The 25,671-nt window shown below is 73.3% G+C and carries 20 protein-coding genes, 1 pseudogene and 1 riboswitch; of the genes and pseudogenes, 7 read left to right on the top strand and 14 right to left on the bottom strand.

Annotation, left to right across the window (positions count from 1 at the left end; genetic code table 11):
* Positions 1-72: 72 nt before the first annotated feature.
* Positions 73-570 (bottom strand): annotated as a pseudogene (locus AB0K92_RS01765) (phosphatase PAP2 family protein); the annotation flags it as partial.
* 133 nt (positions 571-703) lie between these two features.
* Between AB0K92_RS01765 and AB0K92_RS01760 the strand changes: the two are divergent.
* Positions 704-2,059: an FAD-binding oxidoreductase gene (locus AB0K92_RS01760; RefSeq protein WP_365918370.1), complete on the top strand. Its 1,356-nt coding sequence runs from the start codon at positions 704-706 to the stop codon at positions 2,057-2,059.
* A gap of 68 nt (positions 2,060-2,127) precedes the next feature.
* Complete coding sequence (locus AB0K92_RS01755; protein ID WP_365918368.1) at positions 2,128-2,883, top strand: decaprenylphospho-beta-D-erythro-pentofuranosid-2-ulose 2-reductase; 756 nt, start codon at positions 2,128-2,130, stop codon at positions 2,881-2,883.
* 76 nt (positions 2,884-2,959) lie between these two features.
* Here the strand turns inward: AB0K92_RS01755 and AB0K92_RS01750 are convergent, their stop codons facing one another.
* Positions 2,960-3,538 (bottom strand): 2'-5' RNA ligase family protein, encoded by a 579-nt coding sequence (locus tag AB0K92_RS01750; RefSeq protein WP_166001769.1) that lies wholly within the window; start codon positions 3,536-3,538, stop codon positions 2,960-2,962.
* Positions 3,539-3,894: 356 nt separating this feature from the next.
* On the bottom strand, positions 3,895-4,905 hold the full coding sequence (trpS, locus tag AB0K92_RS01745; RefSeq protein ID WP_365918366.1) for a tryptophan--tRNA ligase: 1,011 nt from the start codon (positions 4,903-4,905) through the stop codon (positions 3,895-3,897).
* A gap of 185 nt (positions 4,906-5,090) precedes the next feature.
* Here trpS and AB0K92_RS01740 point away from each other — a divergent pair, with 185 nt between their 5' ends.
* The 3 genes from AB0K92_RS01740 to AB0K92_RS01730 all read left to right on the top strand — a co-directional run bounded on the left by AB0K92_RS01740 (position 5,091) and on the right by AB0K92_RS01730 (position 7,679).
* Complete coding sequence (locus tag AB0K92_RS01740; protein WP_365918364.1) at positions 5,091-5,648, top strand: sigma-70 family RNA polymerase sigma factor; 558 nt, start codon at positions 5,091-5,093, stop codon at positions 5,646-5,648.
* Positions 5,649-5,749: 101 nt separating this feature from the next.
* Positions 5,750-6,622 carry a hypothetical protein gene (locus AB0K92_RS01735; RefSeq protein WP_365918750.1) on the top strand — a complete coding sequence of 291 codons (873 nt, stop codon included), beginning with the start codon at positions 5,750-5,752 and terminating at the stop codon, positions 6,620-6,622.
* A gap of 379 nt (positions 6,623-7,001) precedes the next feature.
* A complete protein-coding gene (locus AB0K92_RS01730; RefSeq protein ID WP_365918362.1) occupies positions 7,002-7,679 on the top strand; it encodes a hypothetical protein in 678 nt (225 codons plus the stop codon).
* A 33-nt stretch (positions 7,680-7,712) separates the two neighbouring features.
* Here AB0K92_RS01730 and AB0K92_RS01725 read toward each other — a convergent pair whose 3' ends face one another.
* On the bottom strand, positions 7,713-9,167 hold the full coding sequence (locus AB0K92_RS01725) for a glycine hydroxymethyltransferase (RefSeq protein WP_365918360.1): 1,455 nt from the start codon (positions 9,165-9,167) through the stop codon (positions 7,713-7,715).
* Positions 9,168-9,198: 31 nt separating this feature from the next.
* A riboswitch (ZMP/ZTP riboswitch) is annotated at positions 9,199-9,289 on the bottom strand.
* 105 nt (positions 9,290-9,394) lie between these two features.
* Here AB0K92_RS01725 and rocD point away from each other — a divergent pair.
* On the top strand, positions 9,395-10,603 hold the full coding sequence (rocD, locus tag AB0K92_RS01720) for an ornithine--oxo-acid transaminase (protein ID WP_365918358.1): 1,209 nt from the start codon (positions 9,395-9,397) through the stop codon (positions 10,601-10,603).
* A 12-nt stretch (positions 10,604-10,615) separates the two neighbouring features.
* Here rocD and AB0K92_RS01715 read toward each other — a convergent pair whose 3' ends face one another.
* From AB0K92_RS01715 to AB0K92_RS01705, 3 genes are all read right to left on the bottom strand, one after another.
* Complete coding sequence (locus AB0K92_RS01715) at positions 10,616-11,800, bottom strand: glutathionylspermidine synthase family protein (protein ID WP_365918356.1); 1,185 nt, start codon at positions 11,798-11,800, stop codon at positions 10,616-10,618.
* 15 nt (positions 11,801-11,815) lie between these two features.
* Positions 11,816-12,181 (bottom strand): hypothetical protein, encoded by a 366-nt coding sequence (locus AB0K92_RS01710; protein WP_166001758.1) that lies wholly within the window; start codon positions 12,179-12,181, stop codon positions 11,816-11,818.
* 166 nt (positions 12,182-12,347) lie between these two features.
* Positions 12,348-13,730, bottom strand: coding sequence for a PLP-dependent aminotransferase family protein (locus AB0K92_RS01705; RefSeq protein ID WP_365918354.1), 1,383 nt, complete (start codon positions 13,728-13,730; stop codon positions 12,348-12,350).
* 47 nt (positions 13,731-13,777) lie between these two features.
* On the opposite strand from AB0K92_RS01705, the gene AB0K92_RS01700 reads away from it, so the two are divergent.
* Positions 13,778-14,272: a carboxymuconolactone decarboxylase family protein gene (locus AB0K92_RS01700; protein WP_365918352.1), complete on the top strand. Its 495-nt coding sequence runs from the start codon at positions 13,778-13,780 to the stop codon at positions 14,270-14,272.
* Positions 14,273-14,396: 124 nt separating this feature from the next.
* Here AB0K92_RS01700 and AB0K92_RS01695 read toward each other — a convergent pair whose 3' ends face one another.
* The 7 genes from AB0K92_RS01695 to AB0K92_RS01665 form a co-directional block, all read right to left on the bottom strand.
* Positions 14,397-15,362 (bottom strand): ABC transporter substrate-binding protein, encoded by a 966-nt coding sequence (locus AB0K92_RS01695; protein ID WP_365918350.1) that lies wholly within the window; start codon positions 15,360-15,362, stop codon positions 14,397-14,399.
* 1 nt (position 15,363) lies between these two features.
* On the bottom strand, positions 15,364-17,319 hold the full coding sequence (locus AB0K92_RS01690; protein ID WP_365918348.1) for an ABC transporter permease subunit: 1,956 nt from the start codon (positions 17,317-17,319) through the stop codon (positions 15,364-15,366).
* The gene (locus AB0K92_RS01685; RefSeq protein ID WP_365918346.1) at positions 17,319-18,545 is read right to left on the bottom strand and encodes a glycine betaine/L-proline ABC transporter ATP-binding protein; all 1,227 of its coding nucleotides are present in this window, start codon (positions 18,543-18,545) and stop codon (positions 17,319-17,321) included. Before AB0K92_RS01685 ends, AB0K92_RS01690 begins: the two co-directional genes overlap by 1 nt.
* Positions 18,542-20,074, bottom strand: a complete 1,533-nt coding sequence (locus tag AB0K92_RS01680) for a GMC oxidoreductase (protein ID WP_365918344.1) — start codon at positions 20,072-20,074, stop codon at positions 18,542-18,544. Before AB0K92_RS01680 ends, AB0K92_RS01685 begins: the two co-directional genes overlap by 4 nt.
* 47 nt (positions 20,075-20,121) lie before the next feature.
* A complete protein-coding gene (locus tag AB0K92_RS01675; protein ID WP_365918342.1) occupies positions 20,122-21,648 on the bottom strand; it encodes an aldehyde dehydrogenase family protein in 1,527 nt (508 codons plus the stop codon).
* Positions 21,649-21,874: 226 nt separating this feature from the next.
* Entirely contained in the window at positions 21,875-22,864 is a 990-nt protein-coding gene (locus AB0K92_RS01670; RefSeq protein ID WP_365761703.1) for a malate dehydrogenase, read from the bottom strand.
* Between the two features lie 1,220 nt (positions 22,865-24,084).
* Entirely contained in the window at positions 24,085-25,254 is a 1,170-nt protein-coding gene (locus AB0K92_RS01665) for a DUF2690 domain-containing protein (RefSeq protein WP_365918340.1), read from the bottom strand.
* Positions 25,255-25,671: the final 417 nt, after the last annotated feature.

Genomic DNA, 25,671 nt, shown 5'->3' with positions numbered 1-25,671 from the left:
GTACGCCGTCCCGCCGTTAGCCGTCATGCCGTACGCGGTGCTGCCGTACGCCCCGCCCTGTGCGCCCCGGTGGATCCAGCGCGCCCCGAGGCGTGCCGTGAGCGCCCCCAGGGCCGCGCCGGCCGCCACGTCGGAGGGGTAGTGGACGCCCACGACCAGGCGGGAGAGGCACATCGCGGCGGCGAGCGGCGGGACCAACCGGGCGCCGGCGGTGCCGAGCGCGCCGTAGGCGACGGCCGCGGCGGCGGCGGAGGCGGCGTGGGAGCTCGGGAAGGAGTGCCGTCCGGCGGTGCGCACCAGGGGCTCGACGTGCGCGGGGCGCGGACGGCGCACGATCCGTTTCACGCCCATGCTGGCGAGGTGCGCGCCCGCGATGAGCGCGGTACCGCGCAACCAGGCGCCGCGCCGGGCGCCGTCCACGGCGGCACCGGCGAGACCCCCCGCGAGCCACAGCGCCCCGTGCTCGCCGGCCCAGGACAGGGCACGCGCGGCGGCCGCGACGCGCGGGTCGGAGCCGTGGGCCCGGAGCGCCGAAAGGATTCGGTGGTCCATGTCGTCGAGGTCGTCCATGTGGACTCACTGTTCACGCCGACACGGCCGGAACTCCGGCAATATTGAGCGACATCCCATTAATCACCCATTTCGGGGAGGGGTGCGATGTTTCACAACCAACCGCCTACATAGGAACGATACGGTCACCGACATGCCTGCCGAGACCGTCTCCGTCACGGGATGGGGCCGCACCGCCCCCACCACCGCCCGTCTGATCCGCCCACGGACCTACGAGGAGGCCGTCGCCGCCGTCCGGGACTGCGGGGCCCGGGGAGGCATCCCCCGGGGCCTGGGACGGGCGTACGGGGACGCGGCGCAGAACGCGGGCGGAGCGGTCCTCGACATGACCGGCCTGGACCGGATCCACGCGATCGACGCCACGAACGGCACGGTGCTGTGCGACGCCGGCGTCTCCCTGCACCGGCTGATGCGCGTCCTGCTGCCGCTCGGCTGGTTCGTTCCGGTGTCCCCGGGCACCCGCTACGTGACCGTCGGCGGCGCGATCGGCGCCGACATCCACGGCAAGAACCACCACATCTCGGGGTCCTTCTCCCGGCACGTGCTGTCCATGGAACTCCTCACCGCCGACGGCGGCGTCCACGGGGTGAGCCCCGGCACCCCGCTCTTCGACGCCACCACCGGCGGCATGGGGCTGACCGGCGTCATCCTCACCGCCACGATCCAGCTCCAGCCCGTCGAGACCGCGTGGATGTCGGTCGACACCGAACGCGCCCGCGACCTCGACGACCTGATGGCCCGGCTGACCGACGGCGACCACCACTACCGCTACTCCGTCGCCTGGATCGACCTGCTGGCGCGCGGTGCGGCGACCGGCCGCGCGGTGCTCACCCGCGGCGACCACGCGCCCCTGGACGCGCTGCCCCGCACCGCCCGCGCGCGCCGGGACCCGCTCGCCTTCCACCCCTCCCAGCTGCCGGCCGCCCCCGCCTTCCTCCCCGAGGGCCTGCTCACCCGGCGAACGGTGGGCCTGTTCAACGAACTCTGGTACCGCAGGGCGCCCCGCGCGCGTACCGGCGAACTGCAGAGGATCTCCACCTTCTTCCACCCCCTGGACGGGGTGCCGCACTGGAACCGGATCTACGGCCGCGGCGGCTTCGTGCAGTACCAGTTCGTCGTCGGATACGGCCAGGAGGAGGCCCTGCGCCGGATCGTGCGCCGGATCTCCGAGCGCCGCTGCCCGTCCTTCCTGGCCGTGCTGAAGCGGTTCGGGGACGCCGATCCGGGCTGGCTCTCCTTCCCCTCCCCCGGCTGGACCCTGGCCCTCGACATCCCGGCCACGCTGCCCGGCCTGGACGCCTTCCTCGACGAGCTGGACGAGGAGGTCGCCGCCGCGGGCGGCCGGGTCTACCTCGCCAAGGACTCCCGGCTGCGGCCCGAGCTGCTCGCCGCGATGTACCCGCGGCTGGTCGAGTTCCGCGCGCTGCGCGCGGAACTCGACCCGCGCGGGGTGTTCGTCTCCGACCTCGCCCGCCGGCTCTCCCTCTAGACACCCACCCCCAAGCACCCAGCCTTAGACACCCCGCTCCAGACACCCAGACACCCTTAGGAGCCGCCGTGAAGGACGCCTTCGGCCTCCCCCAGTCCCTGCTCGTCCTCGGCGGTACGTCCGAGATCGCGCTGGCCACCGCGCGCCGGCTGATCGCCCGCCGCACCCGCACGGTCTGGCTGGCCGGCCGCCCCTCCCCCGGCCTGGAGCAGGCCGCCGAGAGCCTGCGCGCGCTCGGCGCCGACGTGCGCACCGTCGCCTTCGACGCGCTCGACCCCGAGTCGCACGAGACCGTCCTCGGGAAGGTCTTCGCCGAGGGCGACATCGACATGGTGCTGCTCGCCTTCGGCATCCTCGGCGACCAGGCGCGCGACGAGCGCGAACCGGTGAGCGCGGTGCGCGTCGCGCAGACCAACTACACGGGCGCGGTGTCCGCCGGACTGGTCAGCGCCCGCGCGTTGCAGACCCAGGGCCATGGCTCGCTGGTCGTGCTCTCCTCGGTCGCCGGGGAACGCGCCCGCCGCTCCAACTTCATCTACGGCTCCAGCAAGGCCGGCCTGGACGCCTTCGCCCAGGGCCTCGGCGACGCGCTGCACGGCACCGGCGTCCACGTCATGGTCGTACGCCCCGGCTTCGTCCGCTCGCGCATGACCGCCGGACTGGACGAGGCGCCCCTCGCGACGACCCCCGAGGCGGTCGCGGCCGCCATCGAACTGGGCCTGCGCCGCCGGTCGGAGACGGTCTGGGTCCCCGGGGCGCTGCGCCTGCTGATGTCGGCGGTGCGGCATGTACCGCGCGCGGTGTTCCGCAGGCTGCCGATCTGAGGCACCGCGGGGGCCGGTCGGGCGGGCTCCCGGACGCAACGGTCACCGCGCGGGCGCGTGCCCGCGCGGAGGCGGGTCAGTGGAGGGTGCCCTGTTCCTCGGCGGGGGCCGCGGCCTGGGGCGGCACCGTGGTGCTGCCGAAGGTGAACTCCCGCAGCTTGCGCCACACGCCGTCGGCGCCCTGTTCGTAGAGGGCGAAGCCGGTGCACGGCCACTCGGCCTCGTAGTCGGCGAGTTCCTCGAACGCCCGGTCCATCGCCGCGTCGTCGATGCCGTGCGCGACGGTCACGTGCGGGTGGTACGGGAACTGCAGTTCGCGTGCCACCGGCCCGGACGCGTCACGGACCTGCTTCTGCAGCCACGTGCACGCCTCGGCACCCTCGACCACCTGGACGAAGACGACGGGCGACAGCGGGCGGAAGGTGCCCGTGCCGGACAGCCGCATCGGGAACGGCCGTCCCGCCGCCGCGACCTCCGCGAGGTGCGCCTCGATGGCGGGCAGCGCGCTGTCGTCGACCTCGGTCGGCGGCAGGAGGGTGACGTGCGTGGGGATGCCGTGAGCCGCGGCGTCGCCGAAGCCCGCGCGCCGCTCCTGGAGCAGGCTGCCGTGCGGCTCCGGGACCGCGATCGACACACCGATCGTTACGGTCCCCACGTCGTCTCCTGTCGTCGTGTCGGTACGTCTGTGCGGTACGTCTGTGTGAGCGCGGACGGCCGCGGGGAGCAGCCGTCCGGCTATCGACTGTACGGCCCCGGCGCGGCCGTGGGCAGGCGCAGCCGTAGTGATGTGCAGCGCTGTGCGTGGTGCGGACCGAACCGGATCTTCCGCGCACGACCCGCGAGCCGCTCGGCACTCCCCCGGTACGCGGCGCACTACGCGCCCGCACCGGCCGGGCGCCCGGTTCCCTGCCGTGCCCGGTGCCCGGCTCGCCGCCGTGCGCAGTGCCCGGTTCGGAGCCGTGCCTGGTGCCCGGTCAGGGGCCGTGCCTGGTGCCCGGTCAGGGGTCGGGATCAGTGCTTGGCCGGCAGGAAGCCCACGCGGTCGTAGGCCTGCGCCAGCGTCTCCGCGGCGACGGCGCGGGCCTTCTCCGCGCCCTTGGCCAGGATCGAGTCCAGCGTCTCCGGGTCGTCCAGGTACTCCTGGGTGCGCTCCCGGAACGGCGTCACGAACTCGACCATGACCTCGGCGAGGTCGGTCTTGAGCGCACCGTAGCCCTTGCCGGCGTACTTCTCCTCCAGTTCGGCGATTCCCGCCCCGGTGAGGGTCGAGTAGATCGTCAGGAGGTTGCTGACGCCCGGCTTGTTCTCCGGGTCGAACCGGATGACGGTGTCGGTGTCGGTGACGGCGCTCTTGACCTTCTTCGCGGTGGTCTTCGGCTCGTCGAGCAGGTTGATGAGGCCCTTCGGCGTGGACGCCGACTTGCTCATCTTGATCGACGGGTCCTGGAGGTCGTAGATCTTCGCCGTCTCCTTGAGGATGTACGGCTTCGGGACCGTGAACGTCTCGCCGAAACGGCCGTTGAAACGCTCGGCGAGGTCGCGGGTCAGCTCGATGTGCTGGCGCTGGTCCTCGCCGACCGGCACCTCGTGCGCCTGGTAGAGGAGGATGTCCGCGACCTGGAGGATCGGGTACGTGAACAGGCCGACGGAGGCCCGCTCGGCGCCCTGCTTGGCGGACTTGTCCTTGAACTGGGTCATGCGGGAGGCCTCGCCGAAGCCGGTGAGGCAGTTCATGACCCAGCTGAGCTGCGCGTGCTCGGGGACGTGGCTCTGGACGAACAGGGTGCAGCGGTCCGGGTCGAGCCCCGCCGCGAGCAGCTGGGCGGCGGCGAGCCGGGTGTTGGCGCGCAGTTCCTCCGGGTCCTGCGGGACCGTGATCGCGTGCAGGTCGACGACCATGTAGAAGGCGTCGTGGGACTCCTGCAGGGCCACCCACTGACGGACGGCGCCGAGGTAGTTGCCGAGGTGGAACGAGCCTGCGGTGGGCTGGATTCCGGAGAGCACGCGCGGGCGACGCTGCATGGCGAAGCCATTCCCCTGAGGGTTGTGGGCGACGGGTGGGCGATCAGAGGCCATGCACACCATTCTCGCAGAGCGCGGGCGCCGCTCCGGAACTGGTCGGAAACAGGTGGGAACCGATCCGCCTCCCGCGGTGTAACAAGGATGTGAGGACGCGGGAGGGGGGCCGCATCGTCGATGAGGCCGCGGTGATCGCACGCGTACGCGCCGGGGAGCCGGAGGCGTACGCGGAGCTGGTGCGGGCCCACACGGGCATCGCGCTGCGGGCGGCCGCCGCGCTGGGGGCGGGTGCGGACGCGGAGGACGTGGTGCAGCAGGCCTTCGTGAAGGCGTACTGCGCGCTGGGCCGCTTCAAGGAGGGCTCGGCGTTCAAGCCGTGGCTGCTGTCGATCGTCGCCAATGAGACGAGGAACACAGTGCGTACGGCGGCGCGCCAGCGCACGCTCGCCGGCCGGGAGGCGGCCTACGCGGAGGCGGAGCCGCTGATACCGGAATCGGCGGACCCGGCGGTGGCGACGCTGGAGAGCGAGCGCCGCACGGCCCTGCTGACCGCCCTGGACAAGCTGAGCGAGGAGCACCGCCTGGTCGTCACGTACCGGTATCTGCTGGAGATGGACGAGCCGGAGACCGCCCAGGCGCTGGGCTGGCCCCGGGGGACGGTGAAGTCCCGGCTCAATCGGGCACTGCGGAAACTGGGCCGGCTGCTGCCCGATTTCCAGCCTCGGGAAGGGGGTGACGAGCGTTGACGAGCGAGGGGCAGGGGCAGGAAGAGGGCCGGGCACAGGGCCAGGGACAGGTGCAGGGCCAGGGACCGGAACAGGGCCAGGGACCGGAACAGGGCCAGGGACTGGAACAAGGGCGGGGGCCGCGTCGGGAACGGGCCGGGGAGGCCGGTGCCGGAGGGCTGCCCGAGGAGCTGCGAGCCCTGGGACGGTCGCTGGATCCGCCCGGTGCGGCGGCCGGCGCCGAGACGATGGTCGAGCGGGTGCTGGGGCAGATACTGGCCGACCGCGTGCCGGTCCCGGTGCCCGAGCCCTCGGGTGCCGCCGGGCGGCTGCGGGTGGTACGGCGGTGGGCGCGGGAGCGCCGGCGTGCGCTGACGGCGACGCTGTGCGCGCTGCTGGCACTGCTCGCGCTCACGCCCCCGGTGCGGGCCGCGGTCACCGACTGGTTCGGCTTCGGCGGGGTCGAGGTGCGGTACGACCCGTCGGCGACCCCTTCGGCCGGTGCCCGGGTGCCGGGCTGTGGCCGCCACCCGGTGTCCCTGGCCGAGGCCGCGCGGCGGGCGGGCTTCGAGCCGCTGGTCCCGCCGGCGCTCGGCACCCCGGACGCGGTCGCGGTGACCGCCGAACCCCGGGGCCGCTATCTGGTGTCCCTGTGCTGGCGCGAGGACGGCCGGACGATACGGCTGGACGAGTACCGGGCGCGGCTGGACGTCGGTTTCGTGAAGAGGGTGCCGCGGCAGCCGGAGTGGATACCGCTGGCCGGCGCCGCCGGAGCGAGCGGGGTGCCGGATCCCGCGCTGTGGTTCGCCGAGCCGCACCTGCTGGAGCTGTGGCTGGTGGACCCGGACGGCAGCCGCTTCACGCGCGAGCAGCGCCCGGCCGGCCCGACGCTGCTGTGGACGCACGGAAACGGGCGGAGCACGGTGACGCTCCGGCTGGAGGGCGTGGCGGAGAGGAAGCGGGCGGTGGGGATCGCGCGGTCGCAGCGGGGGTGACGGTGTGACGGCGGCGACGTGGTGACAACGGCGACGGTGGTGACGGCGGTCCGGGACGGCCGGAGATCGGGCGCGGGCGCGGGAATCGGGCACGGTGCGGGGATCGGGCACGGGCGCGGGGATCGGGCGCGGTGCGGGGATCGGGCACGGGCGCGGGGATCGGGCGCGGCGGTGTGCACAGCACGCAGGCACGGCGAGCGGGCATGGACGAGGCACGAGAAGGGGCGCGAGAAAGTGCGCTGTGGGTGGGAACCCCGGCGGGCCGGGCGGTGTACCAGAAGTGACACGCGGCTCGGGGACGGGCCGCACGGGGATCACCGGGCTGGGGGTTCGGATGCGCGGACGGATGGAACGGGCGAGGGGCGGATGCCGTGGCCGCATGGCGTCGGCCGCGGCGGCGCTGGGAGCGGCGACCGCAGTGGCGTCGGCGGGAGTGGTGTGGAGCGCGCCGCCCGCGGTGGCCGGCGGGCCGACGAGCGTGCTGGTGGTCGCCCCGTCGACCACGGAGGCGGCCGGGCTGACCTACTCCGACGAGAAGTACGGCGAGCTGGACCGGCTGCTCGGCCGGCCGGGCGCGGGCAGCCGCACCGAGCCGCCGGAGGCCGACCTGACCGGAGCACGGCAGATCAACGTCACCTGGCTGCTGCACGACGTGGACCCCTGGCGCATGAACCAGGTCTTCGTGAACACCGGCTCCGAGACGGTCTGGATCCACACGGCGGCGACCCTGCCCCGCTCGGAGAACGGCTCCTGGCACCGCGCCGACCAGCCGGCCGCGCTGCGCGCGCTGCTGACAGAGCTGGGAGTGATGGGACGCTCCCTGTCGCACACCTCCGGGGAGCCCCGCGCGGCCGGTCCGGTGAGCGAGCCCGCGCCCTCCCCGGACCGGGCCGCCGCGTCACCGGGCACCGACAGCGGCTGGTCCTGGGCGCTGCCCGGGCTCGGTGCCGGACTGGCGATCGGGGCGGGCGGCTCCCTGCTGATACGCCGCGCGGCGGCCCGGCAGGACGCCGGACCGCCGCGTGAGGAGCCGCGACAGGAGCTGGTCGACCGCTGAGCCCGGCGGGAGCCGGTGCGCGGCCGCGCCCGGTCAGCCGAGGTCGATCTCCGGGTAGAGCGGGAAGCCGGCCACGAGGTCGGTGGCGCGGCGGGAGATCTCGTCGGCGACCTTCGGGTCGAGGACGTGGGCGGCCTTGGAGGGCGCGCCGGACTTGGTGGTGCCGGGCTCGGTGGTGGTGAGGACGCGGTCGATGAGGGCGGCGACCTCGTCCATCTCGGCGGTGCCCAGGCCGCGGGTGGTCAGGGCGGGGGTGCCGATGCGGATGCCGGAGGTGTACCAGGCGCCGTTGGGGTCGGCCGGGATGGCGTTGCGGTTGGTGACGATCCCGGACTCGAGGAGCGCGGCCTCGGCCTGGCGGCCGGTGAGGCCGTAGGAGGAGGCGACGTCGATCAGGTTCAGGTGGTTGTCGGTGCCGCCGGTGACCAGGGTGGCGCCGCGCCGCATCAGGCCCTCGGCGAGGGCGCGGGAGTTGTCCACGATGCGCTGGGCGTAGTCACGGAAGGAGGGCTGACGGGCCTCGGCGAAGGCGACGGCCTTGGCGGCCATGACGTGCGGCAGCGGGCCGCCGAGGACCATCGGGCAGCCGCGGTCGACCTGGTCCTTGAGGGAGTCGTCGCACAGGACCATGCCGCCGCGCGGGCCGCGCAGCGACTTGTGGGTGGTGGTGGTGACGATCTGGGCGTGCGGCACCGGGTCGAAGTCGCCGGTGAGGACCTTGCCGGCGACGAGACCGGCGAAGTGGGCCATGTCGACCATCAGGGTCGCCCCGACCTCGTCGGCGATCTCCCGCATGATGCGGAAGTTGACCAGACGGGGGTAGGCGGAGTAGCCGGCGACGATGATGAGCGGCTTGAACTCGCGGGCGGTGGCGCGCAGGGCCTCGTAGTCGAGGAGGCCGGTGGCGGGGTCGGTGCCGTAGGAGCGCTGGTCGAACATCTTGCCGGAGATGTTCGGGCGGAAGCCGTGGGTGAGGTGGCCGCCGGCGTCCAGGGACATGCCGAGCATGCGCTGGTTGCCGAAGGCCTGGCGCAGTTCGGCCCAGTCAGCGTCGGACAGGTCGTTGACCTGGCGGACGCCCGCCTTCTCCAGGGCGGGCAGCTCGACCCGCTGGGCGAGCACGGACCAGAAGGCGACGAGGTTGGCGTCGATGCCGGAGTGCGGCTGGACGTAGGCGTGGCGGGCGCCGAACAGCTCCCTGGCGTGCTCGGCGGCGAGCGACTCGACGGTGTCGACGTTGCGGCAGCCGGCGTAGAAGCGGCGGCCGACGGTGCCCTCGGCGTACTTGTCGCTGAACCAGTTGCCCATGGCGAGCAGGGTGGCCGGCGAGGCGTAGTTCTCGGAGGCGATCAGCTTGAGCATCTCGCGCTGGTCGGCGACCTCCTGGCCGATGGCGTCGGCCACGCGCGGCTCGACGGCGCGGATCACGTCGAGGGCGGCTCGGAAGGCGGTGGACTCGGTGGAGAGGGGAGCGGACGCGTCAGACATCAGGACCTCCGGACGTGGCGTTCGGCGTACACGGTTCGGCCCAGGCGCACGGCACAGTTTCCCGTTCGGGCCGCTCCCCGATGGTCGGTCCCATCCCAAGCGCGCCAGTCACGGCCCTGGGCTCAGCCTACCGGGCGCGCCGGAGAGCGCAGTTCCCGCGTCCATCATGCGAGCGAGGATAGGAAGGAGGGCGTCCTCACGCTTCCGGTTCACCTTCTGGAGGGGCCATGACCGCCACGGACGACCTGATCGCGACCGCCGAGGCCCACAGCGCGCACACCTATCACCCGCTTCCGGTGGTGGTCGCCAGTGCGGACGGGGCGTGGATGACGGATGTGGAGGGGCGGCGCTATCTGGATCTGCTGGCCGGGTATTCGGCGCTGAACTTCGGGCACGGCAACCGGCGGCTGGTCGAGGCGGCGAAGGCGCAGCTGGACCGGGTGACGCTGACGTCGCGGGCGTTCCACCACGACCGGTTCGGTGCGTTCTGCGCGCGGCTGGCGGAGCTGTGCGGGATGGAGATGGTGCTGCCGATGAACACGGGGGCGGAGGCGGTGGAGACGGCCGTGAAGACGGCGCGGAAGTGGGGCTACCGGGTGAAGGGGGTGCCCGCGGAGATGGCGAAGATCGTGGTCGCGGGCGGCAACTTCCACGGGCGGACGACGACGATCGTCAGCTTCTCCACCGATCCGGAGGCGCGGGCGGACTACGGCCCGTACACGCCGGGGTTCCAGATCGTGCCGTACGGGGACGTGACGGCGATGCGGGAGGCGCTGACGGAGAACACGGTCGCGGTGCTGATCGAGCCGATCCAGGGCGAGGCGGGGGTGCTGGTGCCGCCGGCCGGTTATCTGCCGGCGGTGCGGGAGCTGACGCGGGAGCGGAACGTGTTGCTGATCGCGGACGAGATCCAGTCGGGGCTGGGGCGCACGGGGCGGACGTTCGCGTGTGAGCACGAGGGGGTGGTGCCGGACGCGTATGTGCTGGGCAAGGCGCTGGGCGGCGGGATCGTGCCGGTGTCGGCGGTGGTGTCGTCGGCGGAGGTGCTGGGGGTCTTCCGGCCCGGGGAGCACGGGTCGACGTTCGGCGGGAATCCGCTGGCGTGCGCGGTGGCGCTGGAGGTGATCGCGATGCTGCGGTCGGGTGAGTACCAGGCGCGGGCGGCGGAGCTGGGTGAGCATCTGCACCGGGAGCTGGCGGCACTGGCCGGGACCGGGCGGGTGACGCAGGTGCGCGGGCGGGGGCTGTGGGCGGGGGTGGATGTGCATCCGCGGTACGGCACGGGGCGGGAGGTGTCGGAGCGGCTGATGGACCGGCGGGTGCTGGTGAAGGACACCCATGGGGCGACGATCCGGATCGCGCCGCCGCTGGTGATCGGGAAGGAGGACCTGGACTGGGGGCTGGCGCAGCTGCGGGCGGTGCTGGACATCGCCTGACGTCCGGGCGCGCTACAGGATCACGTGGGGGAGGAAGCGGGCGTACTCGTCGGTGATCAGGCCGGAGGACTCGCGGATGCCGAGGCCGGCCGCCTGGCCCTCGACGACCCAGGTGCCGAGGACGACGTGGTTGCCGTCGAAGGCGGGGAGGGGGGCGAGCTGCTGGTAGCAGCAGGGTTCGTCGCGGACGGCGGGCGGGGTGCCGGGCGGGTGGACGGTGACGCCGGCGCCTTCGCGGCCGAGCAAGGGCTTGGCGACGTAGCCGGTGGTGGCGGCGAGGTCGCGGGGGCCGTCGAGGTGGGCGGGGAGGAGGTTGGGGTGGCCGGGGTACAGCTCCCAGAGGATGGCGAGGAGTGCCTTGTTGCTGAGGAGCATCTTCCAGGCGGGCTCGATCCACAGGGTGGTGCCGGTGCCGCCGCCGTTGTCGAGGGTGTCGAGGACGTGGCCGGCGAAGCGGTCGGTGGTGAGCCATTCCCAGGGGTAGAGCTTGAAGCAGCTGCGGATGAAGCGCAGCCGCTGGTCGACGAAGCGGCCGGAGAGGCGGTCGAAGCCGATCTCCTCCATGGAGATCCAGGCGGTGTCGAGGCCGGCCTGGTCGGCGGTCTCCTTGAGGTAGGCGACCGTCATCAGGTCCTCGCCGAGTTCGTCGGCGCTGGAGTGGGCGAAGTAGAGGGGGCTGCCCGGCGGCAGGAGGCGGGCCTGCCGGCGCCAGGCGTCGATGAGGCGTTCGTGGAGGGAGTTCCACTGGTCGGCGCCGGGGAAGCGCTCCTCCATCCAGAACCACTGGGGGGAGGCGGCCTCGACGAGGGAGGTGGGGGTGTCGGCGTTGTACTCGAGCAGTTTGGCGGGGCCGTGGCCGTCGTAGCGCAGGTCGAAGCGGCCGTAGAGGGAGGGGAGTTCGGCGCGGCGGTGCCAGGCCTCGGCGACGGCGGCGGCCACGCGGGGGTCGGTGATGCCGAGGTCGGCGAAGCGGTCGGCGGTGACGATGTGGTCGGCCGCGGCGAGGCACATGCGGTGCAGTTCCTCGACGACCTCTTCGAGGGCCTCGATCTCCTCCAGGGAGAAGACGTAGTAGGCGCTCTCGTCCCAGTAGGGGCGCAGCAGGCCGTCGGGGTGGCGGGTGAGCGGGTAGATCAGGCCCTGTTCCTCGACGGTCTGCTGCCAGCCGGGGCGGGGCTCGGTGGTGCGGCGTTCCATGGGGCGGGGGCGCGCTCAGCCGCCGCCGCTGCCGGAGCCGGAGCAGCCGAAGCCGCCGCGGTCGACGGCTTCCTCGCGGCTGAAGGTGCCGTTGTCGGCGTAGCCGCCGCTGACGTCGGCGTCGTAGTACCAGGCGGCGTCGGCGTCCCTGCCGCGGCCGGTCTTCTTGCCCTTGCCGCCCTTGCCCTTGCCGTAGGAGGAGGAGCCGGAGGAGCAGTTCTTGTCGGCGATGACCTTGTAGCCGTTGAGGTAGTCGTAGCTGTCGCGGTCGACGCAGCGGCGGTCGGGATCGGAGCCGCAGGAGGTGAGGGCCGCGGCGATCACGCCCATCCCGCCGAGTACGACGGTGCTGGAGCGCAGCCGCCGCCGGTTGTCCGTCATATGGTTCTTCTCCCCGTCGTCCCCATCGTCCCCGTCGTCCGGGTCGTTCGCGTCGTTCGCGTCGTTCGCGTCGTTCGCGTCGTTCCCATCGCGACCGTCGTCCTCGCGTCGCCGGGCCCGTCGCACCGGCCCGTGATCATACGGTGCGTGATGGAGCATGGTCACATCAAGGCAGGACGTTGCACAGGGCTTCCAGGGTTCCCGCCCAGGCGTGGTCGGGCGGGGTGCCGTAGCCGACGACCAGGGCGTCGACGGGGTGGCCGACGGCGGCGGGGTGCCGGTAGCGGGCCAGGCCGTGCAGGGCGAGGCCGTGCCAGGCGGCCGCGCGGACCACGGACTGTTCGGTGCCGGGCGGGAGGCGGAGCACGGCGTGCAGTCCGGCCGCGATGCCGGTGACCGTCACCTCGGGGGCGCGGGCGGCGACGGCGGCGACCAGGGCGTCGCGGCGGCGCCGGTAGCGCAGCCGGGCGGCGCGCACGTGCCGGTCGTAGGCGCCGGAGGTGACGAACTCGGCGAGGGTGAGCTGGTCGAGGACGGGCACGGCGGAGCCGCCGAGCGCGCGGACCTCGTCCACCAGCGGCGGGGGCAGCACCATCCAGCCCAGGCGCAGCCCGGGGGCGAGGGATTTGCTGGCGGTGCCCAGGTAGACGACGTGCTCGGGGCCGAGGTCCTGGAGGGCGCCGACGGGCTGGCGGTCGTAGCGGAACTCGCCGTCGTAGTCGTCCTCCAGGATCAGTCCGCCGGTGCGACGGGCCCAGTCGACGACGGCCGCGCGCCGCTCGGGCCGCAGGGCCACGCCCATGGGGAACTGGTGGGAGGGCGTGAGCAGGACGGCTCCGGCGCGGTCCAGCCCGTCGAGCACGGTGCCGGACGCGTCGAACGGCAGCGGTGCGGTGCGCAGCCCCGCCCGCTCGACCAGGTCCCAGTGCACGTCGAGGCCGTACGACTCGACGGCGAGGGTGTCGAGGCCGCGCGCGTGCAGCAGCTGGGCGAGCAGGTGCAGCGCGTGGGCGAAGCCAGCGGTGACGACGATCCGGTCGGGGTCGGCGCGCACGCCGCGGGCGCGGGCGAGGTAGCCGGCGAGGGCGGTGCGCAGTTCGGCCCGGCCGCGGGGGTCGCCGTAGCCGAGGGCGTCGTTGGGGGCGGCGGCCAGGGCGCGGCGGGCGGCCTTGAGCCACTGGGCGCGGGGGAAGGAGGCGAGGTCGGGGGTGCCGGGGACGAGGCTGTACGCGGGGCGGCCGGTGCGGCTCGGGGTGGGGGCGGGGCGCCGCGCGGGCGGTGGCACGGGGCGGTCGGCGACGCGGGTGCCGGAGCCCTGGCGGGCGGTGAGCCAGCCCTCGGCGACCAGGTCGGCGTAGGCGCCGGCGACGGTGTTGCGGGCCAGGCCGAGGTCGGCGGCGAGGGAGCGGGAGGAGGGCAGCCGGGTGCCGGGCGCGAGGCGGCCGGTGCGGACGGCGTCGCGCAGGGCATCGGTCAGGCCCCGGCGCACTCCGCCGCCGGCCGGTTCGAGGTGCAGGTCGATGCCCAGAGTGGCCCACGGTTTCGGCATGGAAATGGACCATACGCCTGGGCAGCTTTCTTCCTAGGGTCGAGGGCATGACCACCGACACCGTGACCTACGCCCCCGCAGCCGCCCCCCGTCTGGAGTGGGCGAAGCTCGTCCCCGATGTCTACAAGGCGATGATCCGGCTCGACGCGGCCGCCCGGCAGGGCCTGGACCACACGCTGTACGAGCTGGTGAAGATCCGCGCCTCGCAGATCAACCACTGCGCGTTCTGCATCGACATGCACACCAAGGACGCTCTCGCGGCCGGTGAGAGCGTGGAGCGGATCGTCCAGCTCAGCGCGTGGGAGGAGTCCCGGCACTTCTACACGGAGCGGGAACTCGCCGCGCTGGAGCTGACGGAGGCGGTGACCGTCCTGACGGACGGGTTCGCGCCGGACGAGGTGTACGAGCGCGCGGCGCGGCACTTCGAGGAGACGGAACTGGCGCAGCTGATCGCCGCCATCACCGTGATCAACGCCTGGAACCGGTTCGGCGTGACCTGCCGGATGACACCGGGGCACTACCAGCCGGGCGACCACAGGTGACCACGGCCCGCTCCACCTCCCCGGCCGCCCGCCGCCCGGCGGGCGGCCGGGGACGGCGCCTTCGAGGAGCGTGAGCGGGCCGCGCTCGTGCTGACCGCGGCGGTCAGCGTCCTCACGGACGGGTTCATGCCTTGCGGGGTGGCAGCCAGGCCCGCCAGGTCGACTCGTGCCGCTCCGCCCACTTCTTCGCCGCCGTCTCGGGGCTGAGCCGCTGCTCGGCGATCATCAGGGAGACCTCGTTCTGGTCCTCGGTGGTCCACCGGAAGTTCTTCAGGAAGGCCGCCGCCGCGCCGCCCTTCTCGGCGAAGTCGGTGTTGAGGTACTTCTGCAGCGGCGTGTGCGGGTAGGCGCAGGCGACCTTCGCCGGGTCCGCGTCGCAGCCCTCCTTGTGGGGCGGCAGCTTCACCTCGGTCATCGGGACCTTCTCGAACAGCCACTGCGGGGAGTACCAGTACGTCAGGAAGGGCTTCTTCTCGTTGGCGAACTGCCTGATCTGGGTGATCTGCGCGGCCTCGGAGCCGGCGAAGACGACCTTGTAGTCCAGGCCGAGGTTCTTCACCAGGGCCTTGTCGTTGGTGACGTAGGACGGGGAGCCGTCCATCAGCTGGCCCTTGCCGCCGCTCTCCGCGGTGCGGAACTCGTCGGCGTACTTGTTGAGGTTCTTCCAGTGGGTGACGTCCGGGTGCTTCTTCGCGAAGTACGTGGGGACGTACCAGCCGATGTGCCCGGTCACCCCGAGGTCGCCGCCCCGGGTGACGGTCTTCTTCTCCTTGACGTACCGCTGTTCCTGCTCGGGGTGGCCCCAGTCCTCCAGGAGCGCGTCGACGCGGCCCTGGCTGAGGGCGTCCCAGGCGGGGATCTCGTCGACCTGGACGGTGTCGACGCGGTAGCCGAGTTCGTGCTCCAGCAGGTACTGGGCGACGGCCACGTTGGCCTGGGCGCCCACCCAGGACTGCACGGACAGGGTGACGGTCTTCGCGCCCCGGGCGTTCGCGAACGGCGAGGCCTGCCGGGTCATGTCGGCGGCGCCGCAGCCGGTGGCCAGCGTCAGCACGGCCGCCGAGGCGATCAGGGTGGTACGGCGGAACATGTCACGCTCCCTTCGTCGTGCGGCGGTCGGTGGGCTGGGTGACCCGGTCGAGCGTCAGCCCCAGGCAGACGATGGCCGCGCCGGCGACCAGGCCGGTCGCGAGGTCGCCCTGGGCGAGGCCGAACACGACGTCGTAGCCGAGCGCGCCGCCGCCGACCAGACCGCCGATGATGACGACGGCGAGGACGAGCACCACGCCCTGGTTGACCGCGAGCAGCAACGAGCGGCGGGCGAGCGGCAGTTGCACCTGGCGCAGCTGCTGGCCGCCGGTCGCGCCGAGCGAGCGGGCCGACTCCAGCGCGGCCGCGTCGACCTGGCGCAGGCCCTGCGCGGTGATGCGAACGACCGCGGGCAGCGCGTAGACGACGGCGGCGGCGACGGCCGGGGCGCGGCCCACGCCGGCGAGCGCGACGACCGGGATCAGGTACACGAACTGCGGCATCGTCTGGCAGACGTCCAGAACCGGCCGCAGCAGCCGTTCGACGCGGTGGTTGCGCGCCGCCGCGACGCCGGTCGCGACACCGAGGACGAGGGTGACGGCGACCGCGGCCAGCACCTGCGAGAGCGTGTCCAGCGACGGCTCCCACACGCCGAGGACGCCGATCGCGGCCATGGCGAGCACGGCGGTCAGGGTGGTGCGCCAGGTGCCGATCAGCCAGGCCAGCGCGGCGACGATCAGCAGCACCGACCACCACGGCAGCCACTGGAGGCCGTCGCGCAGCGGGTCGAGGACCCAGGTGGTGAAGCGGGCCGCCCAGTCGGCGGTGCCGCCGATGACGGGCACCCCGGAGTACAGGTGGGCGGTCATCCAGTCCACGGCCCGGTTGACCGGCTCGGCGATGTTCACCGTCCAGGCGTCGGGCCAGTCCGTACGGTCCGTCAGGGGCCCGGCGACGGCCACGGCCGCGGTGGCGCCCAGCGCGTACGGCCACAGCCGCCGGCCGGACGGGGCGGCACCGTCCGCGCCCGCCGCGGCGGCGCCCGCCGCGCCCGTCACGCGGTCCAGCACGACCGCGAGCAGCACGATCGGGATGCCCGCCGCGAGCGCGGCGCCCACGTCGACCGAGGCCAGCGCCTGGTAGACGCGGTCGCCGAGGCCGCCGGCGCCGATCACCGAGGCGATCACCGCCATGGACAGCGCCATCATGATCGTCTGGTTGACGCCGAGCAGGAGTTCCTTGCGGGCCAGCGGGATCCGGGCGGTCAGCAGCCGCTGCCGCGCGGTCGCGCCCAGCGACTCCACCGCCTCCAGTACGCCCCGGTCGGCGCCGCGCAGGCCGAGCGCGGTGAGCCGGGCCATGGGCGGGGCGGCGTAGACGACGGTGGCGAGGACGGCGGCGGGCACGCCGATGCCGAAGACCAGCACCACCGGCAGGAGGTAGGCGAAGGCGGGCAGCACCTGCATGGTGTCCAGCACCGGCCGCAGCAGGCGGTCCATGCGCGCGGACAGTCCGGCGGCGAGTCCCAGCAGGGCGCCGACGACGACCGAGGCGAGCACCGCGACCACCATCAGGGCCAGCGTCTGCATGGTCGGTACCCACATGCCGAGCAGGCCGCAGGCGAGGAACGCCGCCGCCGTGCCCAGGGCGAGCCGCGGGCCGGCGGCCCGCCAGGCGAGGAAGGCGCCGAGTGCGGTCACGCCGGCCCAGCCGAGGGTGAGGAGGGCGAGGTAGACGGCGCGTACGGAGAGCACGACGGCGTTGCTGACGTGCCCGAAGAAGTAGAGGAACAGCGGGTGGCTGTCCCGGTTGTCGATGATCCAGTCGCTGGTGCTGGTCAGCGGGCCGGTGAGGTCGACGGTGAGCGCGTCCGGCCAGGTGCCGCTGGACCAGCGGGCGTGGGCCAGGGGGACGAGGACCGCCGCGATCAAAGTGAGGGTGGCCAGCTTGACGGCGGGGCGGCTGCGCAGGAGGGCGGTGGGGAGGGTGCGTACGGGGATCGCGGTGAGCGTGGCCATCAGACGGCCTCCGAGTGGGGGCCGGCGGCGCGGCTGCCCGCGGCCGCGTGGGGACGGCTGCCCGAGGCGGCGTCCGCCCGGCCGCCCGCGGTCACGCCCCCGGGGCCGCCGCTTCCGGGGCTGTCGCCTCCGGGGCTGCCGCTCCCGGGGCTGCCGCTTCCGGGGCTGTTCTCCGCCACGCCCGCCACGACCTCCAGCAGGCCCTCGTGGTCGACGACCCCGAGACAGCGCGGGCCGTCCATGACCCGGGCGGGCGCGCCGCTGCGGGCCACGGCCTCGATGGCCTCCGCCACGGTCGCGCGCGGGGACACCGCCGGGCCGCTCCCCGCCTCCTCCACCGAGGCGGGGCGCATGGCCGTGCGGACGGTCATGACCTGTTCGCGGGGCACGTCGCGGACGAACTCGCGGACGTAGTCGTCGGCCGGGGAGCCGACGATCTCCTCGGGGGTGCCGAGCTGCACGACGCGGCCGTCGCGCATCAGCGCGATCCGGTCGCCGAGCTTCAGCGCCTCGCCGAGGTCGTGGGTGATGAAGACCATCGTGCGGCCCTCCTCGCGGTGCAGCCGGACGACCTCCTCCTGCATGTCCCGCCGGATCAGCGGGTCGAGGGCGCTGAACGGCTCGTCGAAGAGCAGCACCTCGGGGTCGACGGCGAGGGCGCGGGCGAGGCCGACGCGCTGCTGCTGGCCGCCGGAGAGCTGGCCGGGGCGCCGCTGTTCCATGCCTTCCAGGCCGACCTTGGCGACGACCTCGGCGGCCCTGGCACGCCGTTCGGCCTTCCCCACGCCCTGGATCTCCAGGCCGTAGGCCACGTTGTCGAGGACCGTGCGGTGCGGGAGCAGGCCGAAGTGCTGGAAGACCATCGCCGCGCGGTGGCGGCGCAGTTCGCGCAGCCGGGCCTTGTCCATGGCGCGGACGTCCTCGCCGTCGATGACGATCGTGCCGGCCGTCGGCTCGATCAGCCGGGTCAGACAGCGCACCAGGGTGGACTTGCCGGAGCCGGACAAACCCATGACGACGAAGACCTCGCCCTTGCGGACGTCGAAGGACACGTCCCGCACGGCCGCCGTGCAGCCGGTGCGCTCGCGCAGGTCGGCGGGCGGGAGGGCGGCCAGCTCGGGGTCGGCGGGGACGCGGTCGGCCTTGGGGCCGAACACCTTCCACAGGCCGTCGACCGAGAAGACGGGCGGGGTGAGGGTCTCGGGGGCGGGGCGGGCGGTACTCATCGGGCGTCACCACCGATCAGGTCGACGGCGCGCTCCCCGACCATCAGCACCCCGATCATCGGGTTGACGGCGGTCATGGTGGGGAAGACCGACGCGTCGGCGATCCGGATGCCCTCCAGGCCGCGGATGCGCAGCTCGGGGTCGACGACGGCCAGTTCGTCGTCGGCGGCGCCCATCTTGCAGGTGCCCGCGGGGTGGTAGACGGTGTGCGCGGCCTTGCGGGCGTACTCGCTCAGCTCGGCGTCGCCGACGACCTCGGGGCCGGGGCACACCTCGCGCTTGAGCCAGCCGGCCAGCGGCGCGGTCTTCGCGATCTCGCGGGCGATGCGGATGCCGTCGACGAGGGTGCGGGCGTCGTAGTCGTCCTCGTCGGTGAAGTAGCGGAAGTCCAGGGCGGGCTTCACGGCCGGGTCGGCGCTGGTCAGGTAGAGCCGGCCGCGGGACTTCGGCTTGGGGATGTTCGGGGTCATGGACACCCCGTAAGGGGGCCGCTCGTAGCCCAGGCGCTCGGGGTTGTCCGTGAAGGGGATCTGGTAGAAGTGGAACATCAGGTCGGGGCCCTGGTGGCCGGGGTCGCGGCGCACGAACAGGCCCGCGTCGGAGTCCATCGCGGAGTTCTCCGGGATGGGCCCGTGGGTCTCCCACACGATCACCGACTCGGGGTGGTCGAGCAGGTTCTCGCCGACGCCCGGCAGATCGTGGACCACGGGTATGCCCAGCGCCTCCAGGTCGGCCGCCGGTCCGATGCCCGAGTGCAGCAGCAGCCGCGGGGAGTCGATCGCGCCCGCGCACAGCACGACCTCGTTGCGGGCGCGGATCAGCAGTTCCTCGCCGTCCTTGGTGCGCACGTGGACGCCCTCGGCGCGGGTGCCGGCCAGCTCCAGCTTGTACGCCCAGGTCTCCAGCCAGATCGTGAGGTTGGGCCGCTCGTCCATCACGGGGTGGAGGTACGCCACCGACGCCGACGAGCGCTTGTTGTCCTCCGGGTGGTAGGCGAGGTCGAAGAAGCCGACGCCCTCGGTGAACGGCTTCTTGTTGAAGCCCTCGACGCGCGGCACGCCGAGCGCGGCCTGCGCGGCGTCGACGAAGTCGCGGGCGATGGCGTTGCGGTCCTTCTCGTCGACGGGAACGATGTTGTTCTTCAGGCGCGCGAAGTACGCCTCCATGGAAACCGCGCCCCAGCCCTTGGCGCCGGCCTCCTCCCACTCGTCCCAGTCGGACGGCAGCGGCTTGAAGGCGATCAGCGTGTTGTGGGAGGAGCATCCGCCGAGGACGCGGGCGCGGCTGTGCCGGATGTGGGAGTTGCCGCGGGGCTGTTCGACGGTGGGGTAGTCGTAGTCCAGCTCGCCGCCGAGCAGGCCCATCCAGCGGCGCAGGGTGAGCACGTCGTCGCGGCCGACGTCGCTGGGGCCGCCCTCGATGACGGCGACGGTGACGTCCGGGTTCTCGGTGAGGCGGGAGGCGATGACGGAGCCTGCCGTGCCGCCTCCGATGACGACGTAGTCGTAGACGTGGTTGTTCTCGGACATGGGGGTACTCCAGGTGGGGCTGGCAGAGCGTGCGGGGAAGGGGGAGGTCAGCCGGCGAACCAGCGGACGGGCTTCGGGGCGAGGTTCTGGTAGACGTGCTTGGTCTCGCGGTACTCGGCGAGCCCGGCGGGGCCGAGTTCGCGGCCGGTGCCGCTCCTGCCGAAGCCGCCCCACTCCGCCTGCGGGAGGTAGGGGTGGAAGTCGTTGATCCAGACGGTGCCGTGCCGCAGCCGTCCGGCGACCCGGCGGGCCCGGCCCGCGTCGGCGGTCCAGACGGCGCCGGCGAGGCCGTACTCGGTGTCGTTGGCGAGGGCGACGGCCTCGTCCTCGGTGCGGAAGGTCTCGACGGTGAGGACGGGACCGAAGACCTCCTCGCGCACCACGCGCATCTCGCGGTGGCAGTGGTCGAGGACGGTCGGCTCGTAGAAGTAGCCGCTCTCGGGCCGGATCTCGCTGGGCTCGGGGCGCTTGCCGCCGCAGCGCAGGACGGCCCCCTCCGCCAGCGCGGAGGCGACGTACGCCTCGACCTTGGCCCGGTGCTGCTCGGAGACCAGCGGGCCGCACTCGACGCCGTCCGCCGTGCCCCGGCCGAGCCGGATCCTCTGCGCACGGCGGGCGAGTTCGGCGACGAAGCGGTCCCGGACGGACTCCTCGACGATCAGGCGGGCGCCGGCCGAGCAGACCTGGCCGCTGTGGATGAAGGCCGCGTTGAGGGCCTGGTCGACGGCGGTGTCGAAGCCCTCCTCGGTGGCGCAGGCGTCGGCGAAGACGACGTTGGGGTTCTTGCCGCCGAGTTCGAGGGCGACCTTCTTCACGGTGGGCGCCGCGGCCTGGGCGACCTTGACGCCGCTGGCCAGGCCGCCGGTGAAGGAGACCAGGTCGACGTCGGGGTGCTCGGCGAGGCGGGCGCCGACCGTGTGGCCGGGGCCGGTGACGAGGTTGGCCACCCCGGCGGGCAGCCCGGCCTCCTCCAGCAGCGCGATCAGGGCGATCGTCGTCATCGGCGTGATCTCGCTCGGCTTGACGACGAAGGTGTTGCCGGCCGCGAGCGCGGGCGCGATCTTCCAACTGGCCTGGAGCAGCGGGTAGTTCCAGGGGGTGATCAGCGCGCAGACGCCGACCGGCTCGTGGACGACCACGCTGTGGATGTCGGGCGAGCCCGCGTCGACGACCCGGCCGGGGGCCTCCGCGGCGACGAGGTCGGCGAAGTAGCGGAAGGCGTCGGCCACGCAGTCGATGTCGACGCGGCCCTCCTCGACCGTCTTGCCCGCGTCACGGCTCTCCAGCAGGCCCAGCTCCTCGCGGTCGCGCACCAGCAGGCCGGCGACGCGGCGCAGCAGGGCGGCGCGCTCGGCGGCGGGGGTGCGCGGCCAGGTGCCGGCGCCGCCGTCGAAGGCGGCGCGGGCGGCCTCGACCGCGAGGTCCGCGTCCTTCTCGTCGCCCTCGGCGACCACGGCGAAGGGTGCGGCGTCCGCGGGGTCGAGAATCGCGCGCGTGGCCCCGGAGACGGCGTGCCGCCACTCGCCTGCCGCGTGGATGCTCTTCCGAGCCTGGAGTTCCGTACTGTCCGCCATGCCTGGTGATGCCTCTCGTTCCTGTGTGTCCCCCCGCTCAGGACCGTGAGCACCTGCCCTTGCCCCCCGGATGCATGCGCAATCCCTGTCCGAAAGTGCGCTGCGTCACTGAGGATGCGGACATTCGGGACAACTCGGCGGCGTGACGTGACGGGGACCACCGGAACGCCGAAGGCCCCGCCCGGGGAACCGGGCGGGGCCTGCACAGCGTGCGGGGAGCGAGGGCTCAGATGAGGCCGAGGCCGCGGACCGCCTCGCGCTCCTCCTCCAGCTCCTTGACGGAGGCGTCGATACGGGCGCGGGAGAACTCGTTGATCTCCAGGCCCTGGACGATCTCGTACTTGCCGTCCTTGCAGGTGACCGGGAAGGAGGAGATCAGGCCCTCCGGGACGCCGTAGGAGCCGTCCGACGGGATGCCCATGGAGACCCAGTCGCCCTCCGGGGTGCCGTTGACCCAGGAGTAGATGTGGTCGATGGCGGCGTTGGCGGCGGAGGCGGCCGACGAGGCGCCGCGGGCCTCGATGATGGCGGCGCCGCGCTTGGCGACGGTCGGGATGAAGTCCTCGGCCAGCCACTTCTCGTCGTTGACGACCTCGGCGGCGTTCTTGCCGCCGACGGTGGCGTGGAAGATGTCCGGGTACTGGGTGGCGGAGTGGTTGCCCCAGATGGTCAGGCGCTTGATGTCGGAGACCGTGGAGCCCGTCTTCTTCGCGAGCTGGGTCAGCGCGCGGTTGTGGTCGAGGCGGGTCATCGCGGTGAAGCGCTCGGCCGGTACGTCCGGGGCGGCGGCCTGGGCGATCAGGGCGTTGGTGTTGGCCGGGTTGCCGACGACGAGGACGCGGATGTCGTCCGCGGCGTGGTCGTTGATGGCCTTGCCCTGCGGCTTGAAGATGCCGCCGTTGGCCTCCAGCAGGTCGCCGCGCTCCATGCCCTTGGTGCGCGGGCGGGCGCCCACGAGGAGGGCGACGTTCGCGCCGTCGAAGGCCACGTTCGGGTCGTCGGTGATCTCGATGCCCTGGAGCAGCGGGAACGCGCAGTCGTCCAGCTCCATCGCGGTGCCCTCGGCGGCCTTCAGGGCCGGCGTGATCTCCAGGAGGCGCAGCTTGACCGGCACGTCCGCGCCGAGCAGCTGGCCGGAGGCGATGCGGAAGAGCAGGGCGTAACCGATCTGGCCGGCCGCGCCGGTGACGGTGACGTTCACGGGAGTGCGGGTCATGGCGTTCTCCGTATGACAGCTGGCGGTGGGGCGTCCCTGCCCCGGGGGTTCGGATGATCGATCTCTTGGCGTCAAGAGATAATCCGCGGGTCAGGCTATCGCGCATCCGGCATCCCGGACCCCCGGTCCGGTGTGGCCCAGCCCACAGACCGCCCGGGTGCCGCAGCGGGCCGAGGGTTCGCGGAGAACGCGTGCGGCGTCCGGCCCGTCTTGCGGGAGCTAGTTCGGGATGCGGCCTGTCCTGCGGGAGCGAGTTCGGTGTCCGGCCCGTCTTGCGGGAGCTAGTTCGGGATGCGGCCCGTCTTGCGGGAGCGACTGCGGCGTACGGCCCGTCTTGCGGGAGCGAGTGCGGCGTACGGCCGGCCCTTGCGCAGGCGAGTGCCGCATCCTGCCCGGCTCTTACGAAGAAAGGCGGCCGCCCGTCCGGGAGAGGGGGAGACGGAGGCGGCCGCCGTGCGGGGGTTCCGATGCGTGCCGGACTCCCGTGGGGGTACTTCCCGCCTGCCCCGGATCCGGCCGGCCACACCTGCGTTCCCGGCTTTTCCGGAACCGGATTCCCGGCCCCGTCGCCACGGCCCGGCCCCACCCCGGTCCCCACGCCGGTCCCGCCGAGCGGACTGCTGCGGCCGGAGTTTCACGCCAACCCACCGCAGCCGCTTGCCCCGACCGGCTGCCGAAGTGTTCTCACCGGCCGGCCGTCGGGGCTGCTTCCACCAACCGCGGCTGCGACGGCGGCCCTTCACCCAACGGCCGTCGCGGCGGCCTTTCGCCCAGCGGCCGTCCCGGCTCTCGCCGACCGGCTACCACGACCGAATGTCACGGCCCAATGCCACGGCCGGTCGCCAGTCGGCCGCCACGGCCGGATCGACCCGGCCGACCGGCGCAACTGCCTCCTTGAGCGACCGTCACCGCCCAGCCCTCGGCCCGGCCACCGCACCCAGCCCTCGGCCCGGCCACCGCACCCGGCCCTCACGCCCGCCCCCACGCCCGGCCGCCACCGCCGGATCGTCCCGGCCGGGCAGCCTGAGCGGCCGACCGGGCAAGCCTCACTGGCCGACCGGGGGGCCTCCGTGGCCCACCAGGGAACCTCGCGGCCAACCAGGGAACTTCGTGACCCACCAGGAAGCCTCGTGGTCGACCAGGCAGTTCCGTGGCCGACCAGGGAGCCTCCGTGGCCGCGCGAAGAGGGCGACGCTGTCCGGTGCCGGCGGTCACAGCCGTCACGGCTGCTGGGTGCAGCCCTGCGCGCCCGAGGCCAGCGCGGCGCAGGCGATGGCCTCGCCGGCGTCCTTGACGGCCACCATCGGGGTGTACGCGACGGTGTCACCGGCCAGGGTGATCGAGCCGTTCTCTCGGGCCTTGCCCGCGCTCACCTCGACCTTGTCGCCCTGCGCGGCCTGGGTGATCCGGCCCCAGGCGGCGGCGCAGACCTTGCTGTAGCGGACCTCGACGACCGTGGTGCCGACGGTGGCGGTCTGGGCGGTGGTGACCAGGTCGCCGCTGCACCCCATGCTCTCCGCGTCCTTGCCGGTGCAGCTGTCGCCGCTGCACTTCACCCCGGGCGGGAGTTCGGCGCCGGTGGTGACGGAGGGCGAGGGCGAGGCCTTCGCATCGCCCTCACCGTCGCCGCTGCCGCCGAGGTAGACGGCGCCGGCCGCCACGACCAGCACGCCCACGAGGCCCACGGCGAACATCATCATCCGCCGCTTGCCGCCGCCGACGGGTGCGGGGGCCGCCGCGCGCCGGCGGCCGGAGCCCCTGCCGCCGGCCCCCGCGCCGCCGCCCGTGCCGCTCGCTCCGGCCCCTCCGGCCGCGCCCGCCGATCCGGCCACTCCGGCGGCGCCGGAACGGCGGCCGCTCGCGGGGGACGGTCCGGTGTAGCCGGCCATGTTCCACGAGTTGGCCGCCGGCGTCCGGCTGTCCGCGTCGGCGGCGGTCGGCTGCGGCGGCACCGTCGGGGCGACGCCGGCCGGGCCGGCGATGCCGGGCACGGCCGTGGCGCTGCCGCCGCGGCGGGCGGTCCTGCCCTTGGCGTTCGCGGGCGGCGGGCCGAACTCGCTGAGCGCGGCGCGCGCCTGCGAGATCCGGATGGCCTCCATGGTCATGTCGTGGCGCATCTCCGAACGGCTCCAGGCGCGTTCGGCGAGCTCCCACATGGTGGTCAGATGGATCGGATTGGTGCCGGTGACCTCGGCCAGGGCCACGATCGCGCCCTTGGGTGCGAGCAGCCGGCCGCCCAGATAACGCTCCCAGGACGTCTTGCTGTAGCCGGTGCGGTCGGCGAGCGCGGCGACGCTCAGGCCGCTGCGGTCCACGAGCCGCCGCAGCTGACTGGTGAACTCCCTGATCTGCGGATCGAGTTCATCCGGCAAAGCCTTCCAACGAGGCATTGCTTCCCCCCTCTTCCCCCCGGGTAGTGCTGGCTTTTCCCCCGCCCACGGGGATGCGCGTCGCCAGGATCTCAGTTCCCCCGGCGGCGGCGCACCCCCGCACTGTCCTGATTGCCCGGCCTTATGGCCCGATGGGACAGATTAGTCCCGCTGTGCAGTGCCTTGACCGCACATCCCCGAACTTGTCAATACATCGACACAACGGGGGCACATGGCCCGTCTCGTCCGCATCAGGCGCTGTCAGGCCGCTCACCGGCACCGTCGTGCGGTGATGCGACAGCGCGCGGACACGGTAGCGGAACGGTCACTTCCGTGCCACAGCGAACGGACAGACGTTGAACGGGCCCTGCGGGTGCGAAAGGTTGGTCGTGGGCGGCGGCCCGTCCTTCCTCGGGGGAGAGGACGGGCCGTCTACCT

This window comes from Streptomyces sp. NPDC052687, assembly GCF_040678395.1.
In the GTDB taxonomy this organism is placed as follows: Bacteria; Actinomycetota; Actinomycetes; order Streptomycetales; family Streptomycetaceae; genus Streptomyces.
This window is presented reverse-complemented; position numbering and strand designations above follow the sequence as displayed.